The organism is Bradyrhizobium neotropicale (genome assembly GCF_001641695.1).
GTDB classification, from domain to species: Bacteria; Pseudomonadota; Alphaproteobacteria; order Rhizobiales; family Xanthobacteraceae; genus Bradyrhizobium; species Bradyrhizobium neotropicale.
Map to the genome: position 1 here is coordinate 84,748 of NZ_LSEF01000024.1, position 15,692 is coordinate 100,439.

Consider the following 15,692-nt stretch of genomic DNA (forward strand, 5'->3'; position numbering starts at 1 on the left):
CCAGACCTCGGTGCTTTGCCGGCATGCATGCTCCGAACGCGCCGCTACGCTACGCTCCGGATGCGCGCTCAAAGCACCTTGAAGATCGCCAGCGCCAGCACGGCCTGCGCGAGGAAGCCGACGGTGAAGGCGAGGGTGCGGAACACCGGCAGGCCGAGGGAATAGACGATCAGATGGGCGACGCGGGCCCAGAAATAGACGGCGCAGGCGAGCACGGTCCATTTCGTGGAATAGTCGATCGCGTTCAGGATCAGCACCAGCGGCGCGAAGATCACGAGGTTCTCGACCGCATTGTCATGCGCGAACATCAGCCGGTTCGCCCATTCCGCATGCGGCTTGTCGCCGCGCGAGGGATTGGCCATGGCGCCGCCGAGGCCGCGAACCTGGCAGCGGTTGATGATGTAGGGGATCCAGAGAATGCCGGTCAGGATCACCGTCAGTGTCAGCCAGAACAATTCGCGCGTCATAACCAGTCCCTCTACTCGCTGTCCGAGAAGGAAGCTTATACAAAAGCGCGAGAGATTCCGCTATGCGCGAACGCGGACATAACTGCCGGGCGCATCCTCGATCGGGGCGAGGCCGTTGCCGCCGACCGCACGCGCCGGGACCTCCTCCGGATCGAGCCCGCCCAGCCATTCGCGCCAGTCCGGCCACCAGGAGCCCTTGTGCTCCTCCGCATCCTTCATCCACTGGGCAACGTTGACGTCCTTGATGTTCTCGTTGGTCCAGTACTGGTACTTGTTCGAGGCCGGCGGGTTCACGACGCCGGCAATGTGACCCGAGCCGGACAGCACATATTTCACCGGGCCACCAAAGAACTGCGAGCCGTAGAGCACCGACTCGGCCGGCGCGATGTGGTCCTCGCGGGTGGCAAGGTTGTAGACGGGCACCTTGACCTTGGAGAGATCGAGCAGGGTGTTGTCGAGCACCATCGTGCCGGTCGACAGCCGGTTCTCCAGATAGCAGTTGCGCAAATAGTAGGAATGGTTCGCCTGGGTCATCCGCGTGGCATCGGAATTCCAGTGCAGGAGGTCGAACGCGCTCGGCTGCTGGCCCTTCAGATAGTTGCTGACGACATAGGACCAGATCAGGTCGTTGGAGCGCAGCATGTTGAAGGCCATGGCCATCTTGGAGCCTTCGAGCACGCCGGCCGCCCGCATGTCGTGCTCGAGCGCCGCGATCTGCTCCTCGTCGACGAAGACGAGGAGATCGCCGGCATGGGTGAAGTCGACCTGCGCGGCGAAGAACGTCGCCGAGCTCACGCGCTGGCGGCGCTTCTCGGCGAGCCAGGCCAGCGTGGTGGCGAGCATCGTGCCGCCGACGCAATAGCCCGCGGTATGCACCTTCATCTCGCCGGTGGCCTTCTCGATCACGTCCATCGCCGTGAGCGGGCCTTCCTTCATGTAGTCTTCCCAGCTCTTGTTGCCGAGCCGCTTGTCGGGATTGACCCATGAGATCACGAACACGGTGATGCCCTGATCGACGCACCACTTGATGTAGGATTTTTCCGGCTTGAGATCGAGAATGTAGAACTTGTTGATCCAGGGCGGCACGATCAGGAGCGGGGTGCGCAGCACCTTCTCCGTCGTCGGCGAATACTGGATCAGCTGCATCATCTCGTTCTGGTAGATCACCTTGCCCGGCGTCGTCGCCATGTTGACGCCGACAACGAGATTGTCCGGATTGGACTGGCGGATCTTGAGCATGCCCTTGCCGGCTGCGATGTCCTCGGCCAGCATCTTCAGGCCGCGCGCAAGATTTTCGCCGTTGCTTGCGACCGTCTCGCGCAGCACTTCCGGATTGGTCAGCACGAAGTTCGACGGCGACAGTGCGTTGGTGACCTGCTGCACGTAGAACTCGGCCTTGCGGCGGGTCTGCGGATCGAGCCCGTCGGCATCGCGCACCAGTTCCTGCGCCCATCTGGTCGTGAGCAGATAGAGCTGCATCACGAAGTCGAAGAACTGGTTCGACTTCCATTCCGGATCGGCAAAGCGCTTGTCGCGCGGTGAGGGCGCGATTGCGGGCGAGGCCTCCTGGCCGGCCATGCGCCGCACCGCGGAGCCCCAGAGGTCGAGGTAGTCCTTGGCGAGCTTGGTCTGCAGATCGGACGAGCGCGAGCTGTCCGCCAGCCAATATTCGGCGACCGACGTGAAGGTCTTGACGACTTCGGTGAGTTCGGTCGGCGGTCGGTCCTGCACCTCGCCGCTCTCGCGCGGCTTGATGTAAGCGGCAAGCGCCTTGCCGCTGCTCTCCAGCGCCCGCGCGACGTTCATCGCGAAGGCTTCCGCATCGAACTTCTTTTCAGACGTAGGCGTGTCGGGCGTAACGGTACTCATGGGCAAGACAGTAACGATTCATTCCGTATTCGTCACCGCGAAGCTCGCATGTTTGGCGTTAAACACTCTCGAAGATGTGTTGCACTGCGACAAATTTTCTTGGTTCCGTCACAATCAAACCGCACCTGGCGGGTTGGTGGCTCTTGGATGTTTTCGCGCTCGCACCATTTGGGGCAGCAATGGTTTGAGCTTGGGCAGGTTGTCGGGTAAAGCTGCGACAGCCTGGCGTTGGGACGAATAGGGGATTTCCCAAGTGTTGGCGTTGAGGGACCTGCAAAAGACGCGGCTTGCGTGCGGGGCGCTGCTGATAGCGGCGCTGGCGCTTGCCGGCTGCTCCAGCCAGATCGCGGATCTGACGCCCGCGGATGCGCAGGCGCATCCCAAGGAGCCCGGCGCTTATCTGCCGGTGCACGACCTGCCGCCGGACCGCGATCAGGCGACCATTCCGCCCGACAAGCGCGCCAAGATCGAGGCGGAGCTCGCCGCCGCGCGCGACCGCCAGGCCGTTGCCGCCAAGGATGCCAAGTAGGAACGCGGAGTTAGGCGCTGCAACGTAATCGCTGGCGCGCCCGCCGGTCCGTGCTAAAAGATGTCAATTCAGCCGAAAGTTGGGGTGAAGGAGTTCAGCCCTTGATGCTGGAAGTTGCTCTAAGTATCTGATTTGGAGTGATTTTCGCGCAGGAACTGGATCCCTCTTCGATGGTCCTTGGAAGGCCGTTCGATTCTATCCTGACCGGTTGCCCGGAGCCCAGAGAGCCATGGAAGAATTTTACCGCATTCGCCGTCTGCCGCCTTACGTGTTCGAACAGGTCAACCGGGCCAAGGCGGCCGCACGGAATGCCGGCGCCGACATCATCGACCTTGGCATGGGCAACCCGGACCTGCCGGCCCCGCCGCATGTGCTGGAGAAGTTGAAGGAGACGCTCGGCAAGCCGCGCACCGACCGCTATTCCGCCTCGCGCGGCATCCCCGGGCTGCGCAGGGCCCAGGCCGCCTATTATGCCCGCCGCTTTGGCGTGAAGCTCAATCCCGACACCCAGGTGGTGGCGACGCTCGGCTCGAAAGAAGGCTTTGCCAACGTGGCTCAGGCGATCACGGCGCCGGGCGACGTCATCCTCTGTCCCAACCCGAGCTACCCGATTCATGCCTTCGGCTTTTTGATGGCGGGCGGCGTGATCCGCTCGGTGCCGTCGGAGCCGACGCCGCAGTTCTTCGAAGCGGTGGAGCGGGCGATCGTGCATTCGATCCCGAAGCCGCTGGCGCTCGTCGTCTGCTACCCCTCGAACCCGACCGCCTATGTCGCGAGCCTCGACTTCTACAAGGACCTCGTCGCATTCGCGAAGAAGCACGAGATCCTGATCCTGTCCGATCTCGCCTACGCCGAGGTCTATTTCGACGAGCAGAACCCGCCGCCCTCGGTGCTGCAGGTGCCGGGCGCGATGGACGTCACGGTCGAGTTCACCTCGATGTCGAAGACCTATTCGATGGCCGGCTGGCGCATGGGCTTTGCCGTCGGCAACGAGCGCGTGATCGCCGCGCTCGCGCGCGTCAAATCCTACCTCGACTACGGCGCGTTCACGCCGGTCCAGGTCGCGGCGACCGCGGCGCTCAACGGTCCCGACGATTGCATCAAGGAGATGCGCGACACCTATCGCAAGCGCCGCGATGCGCTGGTGGAGTCGTTCGGCCGCGCCGGCTGGGACATTCCGCCGCCGGAAGCCTCGATGTTCGCCTGGGTGCCGCTGCCGGAAGCGTTTCGCAGCGTCGGCAGCATGGAGTTCGCAACCCTGATGGTGGAGAAATCCGGCGTCGCGGTCTCCCCCGGCGTCGGCTTCGGCGAGCATGGCGAAGGATATGTCCGCATCGCCATGGTGGAAAACGAGCAACGGATCAGGCAGGCCGCGCGCGGCGTGCGCCGCTTCCTTGAAAGCGGCATCGAAACGTTGCACAACGTCGTTCCGCTCGCCAATCGTCGTTAGTTCTCTCCGGCAGGTTTTTTCGCGTCATGGTCGCACCCCTGAAAGTGGGTATTGCGGGGCTCGGCACTGTGGGCGCCGAAGTTGTCCGCCTGATTGAAACCCAGTCTCGCGTGCTCGCGGGCCGCAGCGGCCGCGGCATTCGCGTCGTCGCCGTCACCGCGCGTTCGAAGGCGAAGAAGCGCGGCATCGATTTGCGCGGCGTCGAATGGGCCAAGGATCCGATCGCGCTCGCGACCCATCCCGAGGTCGATTGCTTCGTCGAGCTGATGGGCGGGGCGGGCGATCCCGCGCTTTCGGCGGTCGATGCGGCGCTGGGCGCCGGCAAGTCCGTCGTCACTGCCAACAAGGCGCTGCTCGCCAAGCACGGCATCAAGCTCGCCAAATCAGCCGAAAAGCACGGCGGCGCGCTGAATTTCGAGGCTGCGGTCGGCGCTGCCATCCCTGTCATCAAAACGCTGCGCGAAGGGCTTGCCGGAACAGGCATCAACCGCGTCTACGGCATCCTCAACGGCACCTGCAACTACATCCTGACGCGGATGGAGCAGGAAGGCCTGTCCTTCGCCGAATGCCTGAAGGACGCGCAGCGGCTCGGCTACGCCGAGGCCAATCCGTCCTTTGACGTCGATGGTCATGACACGGCGCAGAAGCTCGCCATTCTCGCGAGCCTCGCCTTCGGCACGAAAGTTGCTCAAAGCGCGGTGTATGTCGAAGGTATCTCGTCCATCGCGCCGGAGGATTTGCGCGCGGCTGCCGATCTTGGCTACCGCGTCAAGCTGCTCGGCGTTGCGGTTCGCACCGCCAAGGGCATCGAGCAGCGCGTGCATCCGACTATGGTACCGAAATCCTCCTCGATCGCGCAGGTGATGGGCGTTACCAATGCGGTCACCATCGACGGCGAGGGGATTCCGCCGATTACGTTGGTCGGCCCCGGCGCCGGTGGAGCAGCGACCGCATCGGCGGTTGTCGCCGACATCGCCGATGTCGCGCGCGGCATCCGCGCCAATCCGTTCGGCCGGCCCGTTTCGCATCTGCACGATACCAAGAAGGCGCCGATGGAGCGGCACGAGGGCGGCTACTACATTCGCCTCCTGGCGCGCGATTTTCCGGGCACTGCGGCTGCCATTGCGACCCGGCTCGCCGAGCAGAAGATTTCGATCGAGTCGATCGTGCAGCGCCATCCGAATGGCGGCGTTGCGCCGACGAGCGGCAAGGCTGTGCCCGTGCCCGTCATCTTGATCACCTATGCGACCCACGAGGACGCCGTGCGCCGCGCACTCGCCGCCGTGCAGCACGACAAGGTGATCAGCGGACGGCCGCAGGTCATCCGGATCGAGAAGAACTAGAGCATGATAGGCAAGGCCGTGTAGCGGCTTTCTGAAGGGATCATGCTCAAACAATGAGGGCGGTTCGAACGAACCGCGGGCGTTGCGAATTGATGCGGGCAGAGAAGTCCCGAACTGTTTCGAAGGAGTGAGCCGATGTCGACCCATATTTCAGTCCCGCCGCAGATGCTGCTCGAGCGCATTCTCACGCTGGAGATCGTGCGCGTGACCGAGCGGGCGGCGGTGTCGGCTGCGCGGCTGCGCGGACACGGTCAGGAGAAGGCGGCCGACCAGGCCGCCGTCGACGCGATGCGGCGCGAGCTCAACAAGCTGCCGATCGAGGGCACTATCGTGATCGGCGAAGGCGAGCGCGACGAGGCGCCGATGCTCTTCATCGGCGAGAAGGTCGGCATCAATGCCGGACCCAGGGTCGATATCGCCGTCGACCCGCTCGAAGGCACCACGCTGTGCGCCAAGAACATGCCGGGCGCGATCGCGACCATGGCGATGGCCGACGGCGGCACGCTGCTCCACGCGCCCGACGTCTACATGCAGAAGCTCGCGATCGGTCCCGGCTATGCCAAGGGCGTGGTCGAGCTCGATGCCTCGCCCGCCGACAACGTCCGCAGCCTCGCCAAGGCCAAGGGCGTCGCGCCGGAAGCCATCACCGTCCTTGTGCTCGACCGTCCCCGCCATGCCGACATCATCTCGAGTGTGCGCTCGACCGGTGCCGCGGTGCGCCTGATCACCGACGGCGACGTCGCCGGCGTGATCCACTGCGCCGATCCCGACAACACCGGCGTCGACATGTATCTCGGCACCGGCGGAGCGCCGGAAGGCGTGCTTGCCGCCGTGGCGCTGCGCTGCATCGGCGGCCAGATGCAGTGCCGCCTGATCCTGGATTCTGAGGAGAAGCGCGAGCGCGCCGCCAAGATGGGCGTCAACGATCCCAAGATGATCTACGGCATCGAGGACATGGCCAAGGGCGACTGCCTGTTCGCCGCGACCGGCGTCACCACGGGCTCGCTGCTGTCAGGCGTCAAGTTCCGCAAGGACGGCGTGATCGAGACCGAGACGGTGGTGATGCGCTCGGTGACCGGCACCGTGCGCTACATCAAGGCCGAGCATCGCGAGCTGGCGAAGTTCCACCTGGACTGATGCTCTGACGTCATTCCGGGGCTCGCGAAGCGGGAGCCCGGAATCTCGCGCCACAACTTCTGGATTCCGGGTTCGATGCTGCGCATCGCCCCGGAATGACAAAAAGAACAGGGGAAGCGCACATGTCCGATCTGTCCGCCGTCAAGGCCCTGGTGTTCGACGTGTTCGGCACCGTCGTCGACTGGCGCACCAGCCTGATCACCGACTTCATGTGGTGGGGCAGGCAGCGCGGCATCTCCGCCGACTGGACCGCTTTGGTCGACGACTGGCGCGGCATGTACATGGCGTCGATGGACGACGTGCGAAAACATCCCGAGCGCGGCTATGTCATCCTCGATGACCTGCATCGCCGCTCCTTGGAAAAGCTGGTCGACAAGTTCGCGATCAAGGGCCTCACCGAGGCCGATCTCGATTACCTCACCAAGGGCTGGCACCGCCTGCATCCGTGGCCCGATAGCGTCGCCGGCCTGACGCGGCTGAAAACAAAATTCGTGATCTCGCCGCTGTCGAACGGCAACGTCGCGCTGCTCACCAACATGGCGAAGTTCGCCGGCCTGCCGTGGGACCTCGTGATGTCGGCCGAGCTGTTCGAGCACTACAAGCCCGATGCCGAGACCTATCTCGGTGCCGCGCGCCTGCTCGGCCTCAAGCCGGGGGAGGTGATGATGGTCGCCGCCCACAACGGCGATCTCGCCGCCGCGCAGAAGAACGGCCTCAAGACCGCGTTCGTCGCACGCCCGACCGAATACGGCCCGCTGCAAAAGGTCGACTTCGAGGCCACCGGTAACTGGGACATCGTTGCCAGGGATTTTGGCGGCGTTGCCGACAGGCTGGGATGCTAGGCTTGCGGCAATCGCGGCGTTGTGGCCACGAACGCAGATCTCTTGGAGAACTCTGACCACCAATCCTTGAGCCTTGGGTGCTTCTGAAGAAGCGCTCTTCCTTCGTCGGCCAAGACAAAGTAGCCGATCATCGGCGCCAGATGGATGTCAGCCAGCGACAGCTGATTGCCGCAGAGATAGTGCCCATCGGCAGCGGCTGTCTCCAGTGCCGCGAGCACTCTTGGCGCCGCTGCGAGGCCTCGTTGAAACTCACCCTCATCCGCCGGTCGTCTCATGAGCGGCCTGAAAACCCGGTGCGAGAACACCTGCCTCACCAGAGGCCAGTATGCGTAGCTGTCCACGATCGAGATGATCTGATTGCAACGCGCTCGCTCTTTCGGCTCCATGGGCTGAAGCTTGGGACCTTTGAAAGCTTCATCCACGTAGCGTGTGATGGCGCCCGTTTCGTAAAGCACAAACCCTGCGTGAGAAAATGCGGGCACGCGCTTGAAGGGATGCGTTGTGAGATAGCTTGCGGGGCAATCCTCTGCGAAGGGATTTACCTCGACCCAATTATACCCCACGCCCTTTTCATGGAGCGCTAGCCGGGCGATCCGGGAATAGACGCTGTATTGGTAGCCGTGCAGCTCGATCGCCATGTAGCGCGGTCCTGTCCTGCCACGATCAGGATTGCCCGATCTGTGCAGGTTTACAAGCCGTCATGACTTCCGGTGAGGGGGCGCAGGCTGCGGTAGTCGGAGAGACCGTCGCCAATGCTGTGGGCACTCGTACGTCACGCAATCCGCAGCGTGGGCTCGCTTCCTTCCGTTTCGGCAAAGCCCGCCTGCAAGACCTCTTCGCGCTTGTGGCGGAGATGTGCGCGCAGGATGTGGGATAGGCCGACGCCGTCGCGGCGCTGGAGCGCGTTCAGGATCGCCTCGTGCTCCTGGACGGCGCGTGCCCAGCGCTGTGGCGTCATCGGCGTGACGTAGCGGGCGCGGCGAATGCGCGCGGTCACGGAGGCGTAGAGCCCCGTGAGCACGGGATTTCCGGCCGCGGTGACGATGGCCTCGTGAATGGCGCGGTTGCCGCGGTAATACTGGATCAGGTCACCCTCGCGATAATGCTGCACCATCTCCGCATGGGCGGCGGCGATCTCGTCGATCTCGGCGTCAGTGATCCGCTCGCAGGCGAGCTCGCCGGCGAGGGCTTCGAGACCCTGGCAGACCTCGAACAGGTCGCGCATGTCCTTGTCGGTCAGCTTCGCCGCGCGCGAGCCGCGATGCGGCAGCAATTGCACGAGGCCTTCGGCGGCGAGCACCTTGAGCGCTTCGCGCAGCGGTGTGCGCGAGATCTGCAGCCGGTCGCACAGCTCGCGCTCGGGAATCCGCGCGCCCGGCGGGATTTCGCCCTCGAGCAGGATGGCGCGGATGCGGCCGACGACCTCCTCATGAAGCATGGATCAGGCTCCAATTTGCATTCAAAAATGAATTTATAAGCTGGAGAACGGAAGTTCCAGCTTGAAAATCCCAAATTTTGCATTCAAAAATGTAAAAAAGAAGAAGGGCTGAGGAAATGGACCTGCAGGTGGAGGCGGAAGACCTCGTTTTTGAACGCCAGGACGGCATCGGGCGGATCACCTTCAACCGCCCGCAGGCCCGCAATGCCTTCACCTTCGCGATGTACGAGCGGCTCGCCGCGATTTGCGAAGAGGCCAACAGCGATCATGCGATCAAGGTGCTGGTGCTGCGCGGTGCAGGCGACAAGGCCTTTGCCTCGGGCACGGACATCAACCAGTTCCGCGAGTTCAAGACGCCGCAGGACGCCATCGACTACGAGAACCGGATCGATCGCGTGCTCACCACCCTCGAGCAGTGCCGCGTGCCGACGATCGCGGCGATCAACGGGTTCTGCACCGGCGGCGGGGCGGGCATCGCCGCAGCCTGCGACCTGCGCATCGGCACCAAGAGCTCGCGCATCGGTTTTCCCATCGCCCGGACGCTCGGCAATTGCCTGTCGATGTCCAATGTCAGCCGTCTCACCGCGCTGATCGGCGCCGCGCGCGTCAAGGATATGATCTTCACCGCGCGTCTCCTCGACGCCACGGAGGCCGCAAGCGTCGGGCTGCTCGGCGAGGTCGTCGAGGACCTTGCGGCGCTGGAGACGCGCGCCGACGAAGTGGCACGGATGCTCGCCGGGCACGCGCTGCTGACGCTCAACGCGACCAAGCAGGCGGTCGCCCGCCTGCAGAAGCGGCTGACGAGGGACGAGGGCGAAGACCTCATCCTGATGTGCTACACGAGTCAGGATTTTCGCGAAGGGCTCGATGCTTTCCTCAACAAGCGCGCGCCGCAGTGGCGCGGTCAATAGGGCTGGCCGATGCAAAGCGACCGATCGCAATCCACCTCCCGCCGTTCGGGGCCGCTTGCCGGCCTCAAGGTCATCGATCTCACCCATGTCATGGCTGGGCCGACCTGCACCTTGATGCTCGCTGACATGGGCGCCGACGTCATCAAGATCGAGAAATGGCCGAACGGCGACGACACCCGCCATTCGGTGCCGCCGAAGATCGGCGATGAGGCGGCTTCCTTTCTGATGATGAACCGCAACAAACGCGGCATCGTGCTGGATCTGAAGACCGAAGGTGGCAAAGAGGTGCTGCGGCGGCTGATCGCGGGCGCCGACGTGCTGGTCGAGAATTTTGCGCCGGGCGCGATGGAGCGTCTCGGCTTCGGCTACGAGGCGGTGCACAGGGAATTCCCGGCGCTGGTCTACTGCTCGCTGTCGGGCTTTGGCCGCACCGGGCCCTACAAGCACCGCCGCGGATTCGACTTGGTCGCGCAGGCCATGAGCGGCATCATGAGTTTTACCGGTGAACGTCCCGATGGTCCGCCCGTGAAGTGCGGGCCGCCGCTGTCCGACATCACCGCCGGCCTGCTCGCGAGCATGGGCATCCTGGCCGCCTATACGCATCGCCTCAAGACCGGCGAAGGGCAGTGGGTCGAGACCTCGCTCTATGAGGCGGCCCTGGTGCAGACCTATTGGCAGTCGACGATCGCGCTTGCCGCGGGCACCGCGCCGCGCGCGATGGGCTCGGCCCATCCGCTCAACGCGCCTTATCAGGCGTTTGAAGCCTCGGACGGCTGGCTCGTGGTCGGCGGCGCCAACAAGAAGCATTGGCTGTTGATGTTGGAAGCACTCGGCGCAACCGAGCTCGCCTCCGATCCGCGCTTCGTCACGGGCGGCGACCGCATGGCGAATCTGAAAGAGCTCGAAGCCGTCCTGAGCGAACGCTTCCGCACGAAATCTCGCTCGCATTGGCTTGCGGCGCTGGAAGAGAAGGGCGTGCCGTGCGGACCCGTGCACGACATGCTGGAAGCCCTGAGCGATCCGCAGACCCTGGCGCGCGAGATGGTCGTCGAGGTCGACCACTCCACGCTCGGCCCGGTGAAGACGATCGGCCTTCCCGTGAAGTTTTCGAAGACGCCGGGCAAAGTCCTTTCCGGCGCGCCCGTCTATGGTGAGCATACCCGCGAGGTGCTCGCTGAGCACGGGTTGGACCAAACGCAAATCGAAGCGCTCGAAAAAGAAGGCGCAATCGTTTCGGCTTCGGGGAGGCGCGAGGAACGCGTCTGACCAGACGTCGATACGACCACAAGAACAACAGACCAGAAATCGTGTGGAGGAAATCATGGGTCGGACGTCAACACTTCTGCTCTCGGTAGCTGCGACCGTGCTCGCCGGCACGATGCCGGCGCTCAGCGCCTGGCAACCGCAAAAGCCGATCGAGTTCGTGGCTACGGCCGGGCCGGGCGGCGGGACCGACAATCTCGCCCGCGCGGTGCAGAACATCATCACCAAGTACAAGCTGACGGAGCAGCCCATCGTCGTCGTCAACAAGGGCGGCGGCAGCGGCGCGGAAGGCTATGTCTACGGCAAGGCGTCCGCGGGCGACCCTTACAAGGTGATCTTCGGCACCTCGAACGCCTGGCAGCAGCCGCTCGTGTCCAAGGTTGCCTTCAACTACACCGATCTCACCCCGATCGCGGCCATGGCGCAGGACGAGTTCCTGCTCTGGGTCAAGCAGGACGCGCCTTACAAGACCGCAGGCGATTACCTCAAGGCCGCCGCATCCGGCGAATTCAAGATGGGTGGTGCGCAGTCAAAAGACACCGATGAAGTGCTGACCCGCATGATCGAGAAGGCCGGCCACGTCAAGCTGACCTACATCCCCTTCAAGAGCGGCGCCGAGACCGCGGTACAACTCGCCGGCGGACACCTCGACTCCCACGTCAACAATCCCAGCGAAAGCCTCGGGCAATGGCGGGGTGGAACGCAGCGTCCGCTTTGCGTTTTCAACCCGAAGCGGCTGCCGCAGGGCGCCAAGGTCACGGCGACCGAAGGCTGGGGCGACGTTCCGACCTGCGTCGAGCAGGGCCTCGACATCAAGCAATATGAGCAGCCGCGGACAGTGTGGCTGCCCGGCAAGGTCACGCCGGACCAGGCCGCGTTCTTTGTCGACCTCATGAAGAAGGTGCAGGCGACGCCGGAATGGAAGGACTACATCGAGAAGACATCCCAGGTCGACACGTTCCTGACCGGTGCCGAGTTCGACAAGTTCATCAAGGAGGACCTCGAGCACGTCAAGCAGGTCGCGGGCGAGCAGGGCTGGCTCGTCAAGTGAGGCGGAAAGCCCCTTCAATGGCAGGGCGAGGGCATATGACGAAAAACGTGGTGGGCTGGTCGCCTGCAGCCATAGTTCGAGACGTCCGCCTGCGGCGGGCCCTCAGGATGAGGTCGCGCTTCGTGGCGAGATATCAGACCCTCATGGTGAGGAGCCCGCCAAAGCGGGCGTCTCGAACCATGCAGGCCGAGCACGTTCGGCAGGCTCCCTGCTGTCACATGCGATAGCCCAGCCTTCAAGGGGACCACGCCATGATATCGCGCCGTGCTCTTGAACTTGCGACCGCCGTCCTCACCGGCAGCTTCGGTGCGGCCGTGGTCGTCTCCAGCCTCGACAACGGCATCGGCTGGTCGAGCGCGGGCGTAGACGCCGGCACGTTTCCGTTCCTGACCGGTGTCATCATCGTGCTCGGGAGCCTCTACAATCTGGTGCGGGGTCTCCTGCCGGCCACAACGCTCGCGAGCGTTCCCATCGCCATCACGCCGATCGAGCTGCGTCGGCTTGCCGGCCTGTTCGTGCCGGCTGCGATTTTCGTTGCCGCGATCCCGCCGGCCGGGATGTACCTCGCCTCGGCGCTGTATGTCTTCGCGGTGCTTGCGATCCCGAGACACCAAACCGTGCCGCGTGCGCTCGCGATGGCGGCGGCGACGGCGCTCGCGCTCTACGTGGTGTTCGAGCGCATGTTCCAGGTGAGCTTGCCGCACGGCGCGCTCGCTGCCGCGTTCGGGTTCTGACGGAGAGGTTGATGGACAATCTCGCCGAACTCCTGCACGGCTTCACCATCGCGGTCACCGTGCCGCATCTGGTCCTGATGGCGGTCGGCGTGCTGCTCGGCATTCTCGTCGGCGTGCTGCCGGGGCTCGGTGCGCCGAACGGCGTGTCGCTGCTGCTGCCGCTGACCTTCGGCATGCAGCCGGTCTCCGCGATCATTCTGCTCTCCAGCATGTATTGGGGCGCGCTGTTCGGCGGCTCCGTGACCTCGATCCTGTTCAACATTCCCGGCGAGCCGTCGTCGGTCGCCACCACCTTCGACGGCTATCCGATGGCACGCGACGGGCGGCCGACCACGGCGCTCGCCACCGCCTTCGGTTCGGCCGCGTTCGGCGCCCTGATCGGCGTCATCCTGATCACCTTCCTCGCGTCCTGGGTGGCGCAGGTCGCGCTCGCCTTCGGGCCGCCGGAATATTTCGCGGTCTATTTCCTCGCCTTTGCCAGCTTCGTCGGCATGGGGGGCGCGGCACCGATCAAGACCGTCGTGGCGCTGGCCATCGGCTTTGCGATCGCGGCCATCGGCATCGACACCGTCTCCGGCAGCGTTCGCCTCACCATGGGTATCGACGAGCTGGTCAAGGGCGTGAACTTCGTCGTGGCCGTGATGGGCCTGTTCGGCATCGGCGAGCTGCTGGTTGCGGTCGAGGAGGAGATTCATGCCCGTGCGGTCTCGTCAAAGATTGATTGGGGCGAGGTGTTCCGCGCGGTCGGCCGCCTGCCGCAGCATAGCGTTGCGCTGCTGCGGAGCGCTGCGATCGGCTGCTGGATGGGGATCACGCCGGGTGGCCCGACGGCGGCATCCTTCATGAGTTATGGCATTGCCCGGCGCTTCTCGCGCCGCGGCCGATACTTTGGCACCGGCGAGGTCGAGGGCATCATCTCGCCGGAGACGGCCGATCATGCCGCCGGCACCAGCGCGCTCTTGCCAATGCTCTCGCTCGGCATTCCCGGCTCGGCTACCGCTGCAGTCATGATGGGCGGACTGATGATCTGGGGACTCAATCCCGGGCCGATGCTGTTCGTCGATCAGAAGGACTTCGTCTGGGGCCTGATCGCCTCGATGTATGTCGGCAACATCGTCGCCGTCGCGCTGGTGTTGCTCACGGTTCCGGTCTTTGCCGCCTTGATGCGAATTCCGTTCGTGATCATCGCGCCCCTGATCGTGATCATCTGCGTCGTCGGAGCCTATTCGGTATCGAACTCCTATCTCGACGTGGTGATGATGCTCGGCTTCGGGATCGTCGGCTATCTCTTCAAGAAGCTGTTCTATCCGCTGGCGCCGCTCGTGCTGGCGATCGTCATCGGCGACAAGGCCGAGGATGCGTTCCGGCAATCGATGCTGATGTCCAAGGGATCGCTAGGGATATTCTTTGCAAACAAGCTGGTGACGTGCCTGATCGTCGCGGGCATCGCGCTGTTGCTGCTCCCGCTCGCGCTGCAGCTCGCGCGCCCCTGGCGCAAGCCGGCATCCCGCACCAAAGAGACGACAGCGAAGGAGAAGGTGATCATATGACTGCAAAGCCGCTCATTGCATTGGCAATGGGAGATCCCGCCGGCATCAGTCCGGAGCTGACGGCGAAGCTCGTGGCGCAGGACGAGATCCGTGCCCGCAGCCGGCTCGTCGTGATCGGTGACCGCCGCATCTTCGATGAGGGAGCGCGTGTCGCGGGCGTCACGCCTGCGCTGAAGACGGTGGAGCAGGGGGACGACTTTCGCGCATCGGACGGCGCGGCGCTTTTCGTCGATCTCGGCCACCTTGATTCCGCCGAGGTCGAGCGAGGAACGGCAAGCCTTGCCGGCGGCAAGTTCGCGCTGTCCAACTACCGGCACGCGCTCGAGCTCGGCCGCGACGGGCGCGTCGATGCCGTCTGCTTCACGCCGTTCAACAAGCAGGCGATGCGCCTTGCCCGTGCCGACTACGACGACGAGATCGCGTTCTCCGCAGAGGTCGCCGGGCTCAAGACTGCGGCGAGCGAGTTCAACGTGCTGGGCCATCTCTGGAACGCGCGGGTCACCTCGCATATCCCGCTCAAGGACGTCGCATCGCGGCTGTCCAGCGAGCGCATCCACCGCGCGCTCAAGCTGACCGATGCTTGCATGCGCGGCGCCGGCTTCGTGCGGCCGCGCATTGCGGTCGCCGGGCTCAATCCGCACGCGGGTGATGGTGGCAATTTCGGCCGCGAGGAGATCGACATCATCGCGCCTGCGGTCGCGGCAGGCCAGCGCGAGGGCATCGCCGCCGAGGGGCCGTTTCCCGCCGACACCGTGTTTCTGCGCGCGAAGAACGGCGCCTTCGATGCGGTGCTGACGATGTATCACGACCAGGGGCAGATCGCGATGAAGCTGATGGGCTTCGACCGCGGCGTGACCCTGCTCGGCGGCTTTCCGTTCCCGATCTGCACGCCGGCGCACGGCACCGCCTACGACATCGCAGGACAGGGGACCGCATCGATCGGCGCGAGCCGCGCCGCGCTGCTGCTCGCAGCGGAGATGGCCGCTCGTCGCGACGCCTGAGGGATGCAAGAAGGGGCGCGTGACGTCTGCGCCGGCCCGGCTCCCAGCTTTCGAGCTTTTCGGAAAAAACTGGAAACTTCCGCCGCCTGGACGAGTTGCCCTCCCGC

The 15,692-nt window shown here is 64.4% G+C and carries 15 protein-coding genes; 11 read left to right on the forward strand and 4 right to left on the reverse strand.

From position 1 onward, the window contains the following. Positions 1–68: 68 nt before the first annotated feature. Together AXW67_RS03595 and AXW67_RS03600 are read right to left on the reverse strand one after the other, a co-directional pair. Positions 69–467, reverse strand: coding sequence for an MAPEG family protein (locus tag AXW67_RS03595; RefSeq protein WP_027553613.1), 399 nt, complete (start codon positions 465–467; stop codon positions 69–71). Positions 468–527: 60 nt separating this feature from the next. Then, positions 528–2,336, reverse strand: coding sequence for a PHA/PHB synthase family protein (locus tag AXW67_RS03600; protein WP_063676674.1), 1,809 nt, complete (start codon positions 2,334–2,336; stop codon positions 528–530). Between the two features lie 253 nt (positions 2,337–2,589). Between AXW67_RS03600 and AXW67_RS03605 the strand changes: the two genes are divergently transcribed. The 5 genes from AXW67_RS03605 (at position 2,590) to AXW67_RS03625 (ending at position 7,637) form a co-directional block, all read left to right on the forward strand. Further along, a complete protein-coding gene (locus AXW67_RS03605) occupies positions 2,590–2,865 on the forward strand; it encodes a hypothetical protein (RefSeq protein ID WP_027553611.1) in 276 nt (91 codons plus the stop codon). 229 nt (positions 2,866–3,094) lie between these two features. Continuing rightward, positions 3,095–4,315 carry an LL-diaminopimelate aminotransferase gene (locus AXW67_RS03610; RefSeq protein WP_027553610.1) on the forward strand — a complete coding sequence of 407 codons (1,221 nt, stop codon included), beginning with the start codon at positions 3,095–3,097 and terminating at the stop codon, positions 4,313–4,315. Between the two features lie 26 nt (positions 4,316–4,341). Beyond that, complete coding sequence (locus AXW67_RS03615; protein ID WP_063676676.1) at positions 4,342–5,658, forward strand: homoserine dehydrogenase; 1,317 nt, start codon at positions 4,342–4,344, stop codon at positions 5,656–5,658. A 135-nt stretch (positions 5,659–5,793) separates the two neighbouring features. After that, entirely contained in the window at positions 5,794–6,795 is a 1,002-nt protein-coding gene (glpX, locus tag AXW67_RS03620) for a class II fructose-bisphosphatase (protein WP_063676678.1), read from the forward strand. Between the two features lie 122 nt (positions 6,796–6,917). Beyond that, positions 6,918–7,637: a haloacid dehalogenase type II gene (locus tag AXW67_RS03625; protein ID WP_063676680.1), complete on the forward strand. Its 720-nt coding sequence runs from the start codon at positions 6,918–6,920 to the stop codon at positions 7,635–7,637. Here AXW67_RS03625 and AXW67_RS03630 read toward each other — a convergent pair. Both AXW67_RS03630 and AXW67_RS03635 read right to left on the reverse strand, forming a co-directional pair. Further along, entirely contained in the window at positions 7,634–8,275 is a 642-nt protein-coding gene (locus AXW67_RS03630; RefSeq protein ID WP_063676682.1) for a glutathione S-transferase family protein, read from the reverse strand. The two genes, AXW67_RS03625 and AXW67_RS03630, sit on opposite strands and share 4 nt — an antisense overlap. A 134-nt stretch (positions 8,276–8,409) precedes the next feature. Then, on the reverse strand, positions 8,410–9,075 hold the full coding sequence (locus AXW67_RS03635; protein WP_063676684.1) for a GntR family transcriptional regulator: 666 nt from the start codon (positions 9,073–9,075) through the stop codon (positions 8,410–8,412). Positions 9,076–9,191: 116 nt separating this feature from the next. On the opposite strand from AXW67_RS03635, the gene AXW67_RS03640 reads away from it, so the two are divergent. The 6 genes from AXW67_RS03640 (at position 9,192) to AXW67_RS03665 (ending at position 15,585) form a co-directional block, all read left to right on the forward strand. Next, positions 9,192–9,986 (forward strand): enoyl-CoA hydratase/isomerase family protein, encoded by a 795-nt coding sequence (locus tag AXW67_RS03640; protein ID WP_063676686.1) that lies wholly within the window; start codon positions 9,192–9,194, stop codon positions 9,984–9,986. Between the two features lie 9 nt (positions 9,987–9,995). Next, positions 9,996–11,252, forward strand: coding sequence for a CaiB/BaiF CoA transferase family protein (locus AXW67_RS03645; protein ID WP_063676688.1), 1,257 nt, complete (start codon positions 9,996–9,998; stop codon positions 11,250–11,252). A 55-nt stretch (positions 11,253–11,307) separates the two neighbouring features. Next, positions 11,308–12,300: a Bug family tripartite tricarboxylate transporter substrate binding protein gene (locus AXW67_RS03650; protein ID WP_063676788.1), complete on the forward strand. Its 993-nt coding sequence runs from the start codon at positions 11,308–11,310 to the stop codon at positions 12,298–12,300. Between the two features lie 251 nt (positions 12,301–12,551). Continuing rightward, the gene (locus AXW67_RS03655; protein ID WP_063676690.1) at positions 12,552–13,034 is read left to right on the forward strand and encodes a tripartite tricarboxylate transporter TctB family protein; all 483 of its coding nucleotides are present in this window, start codon (positions 12,552–12,554) and stop codon (positions 13,032–13,034) included. 11 nt (positions 13,035–13,045) lie between these two features. Continuing rightward, a complete protein-coding gene (locus AXW67_RS03660) occupies positions 13,046–14,584 on the forward strand; it encodes a tripartite tricarboxylate transporter permease (RefSeq protein ID WP_063676692.1) in 1,539 nt (512 codons plus the stop codon). Beyond that, complete coding sequence (locus tag AXW67_RS03665) at positions 14,581–15,585, forward strand: 4-hydroxythreonine-4-phosphate dehydrogenase PdxA (protein WP_063676694.1); 1,005 nt, start codon at positions 14,581–14,583, stop codon at positions 15,583–15,585. The genes AXW67_RS03660 and AXW67_RS03665 overlap by 4 nt, the downstream gene beginning before the upstream one ends. Positions 15,586–15,692: the final 107 nt, after the last annotated feature.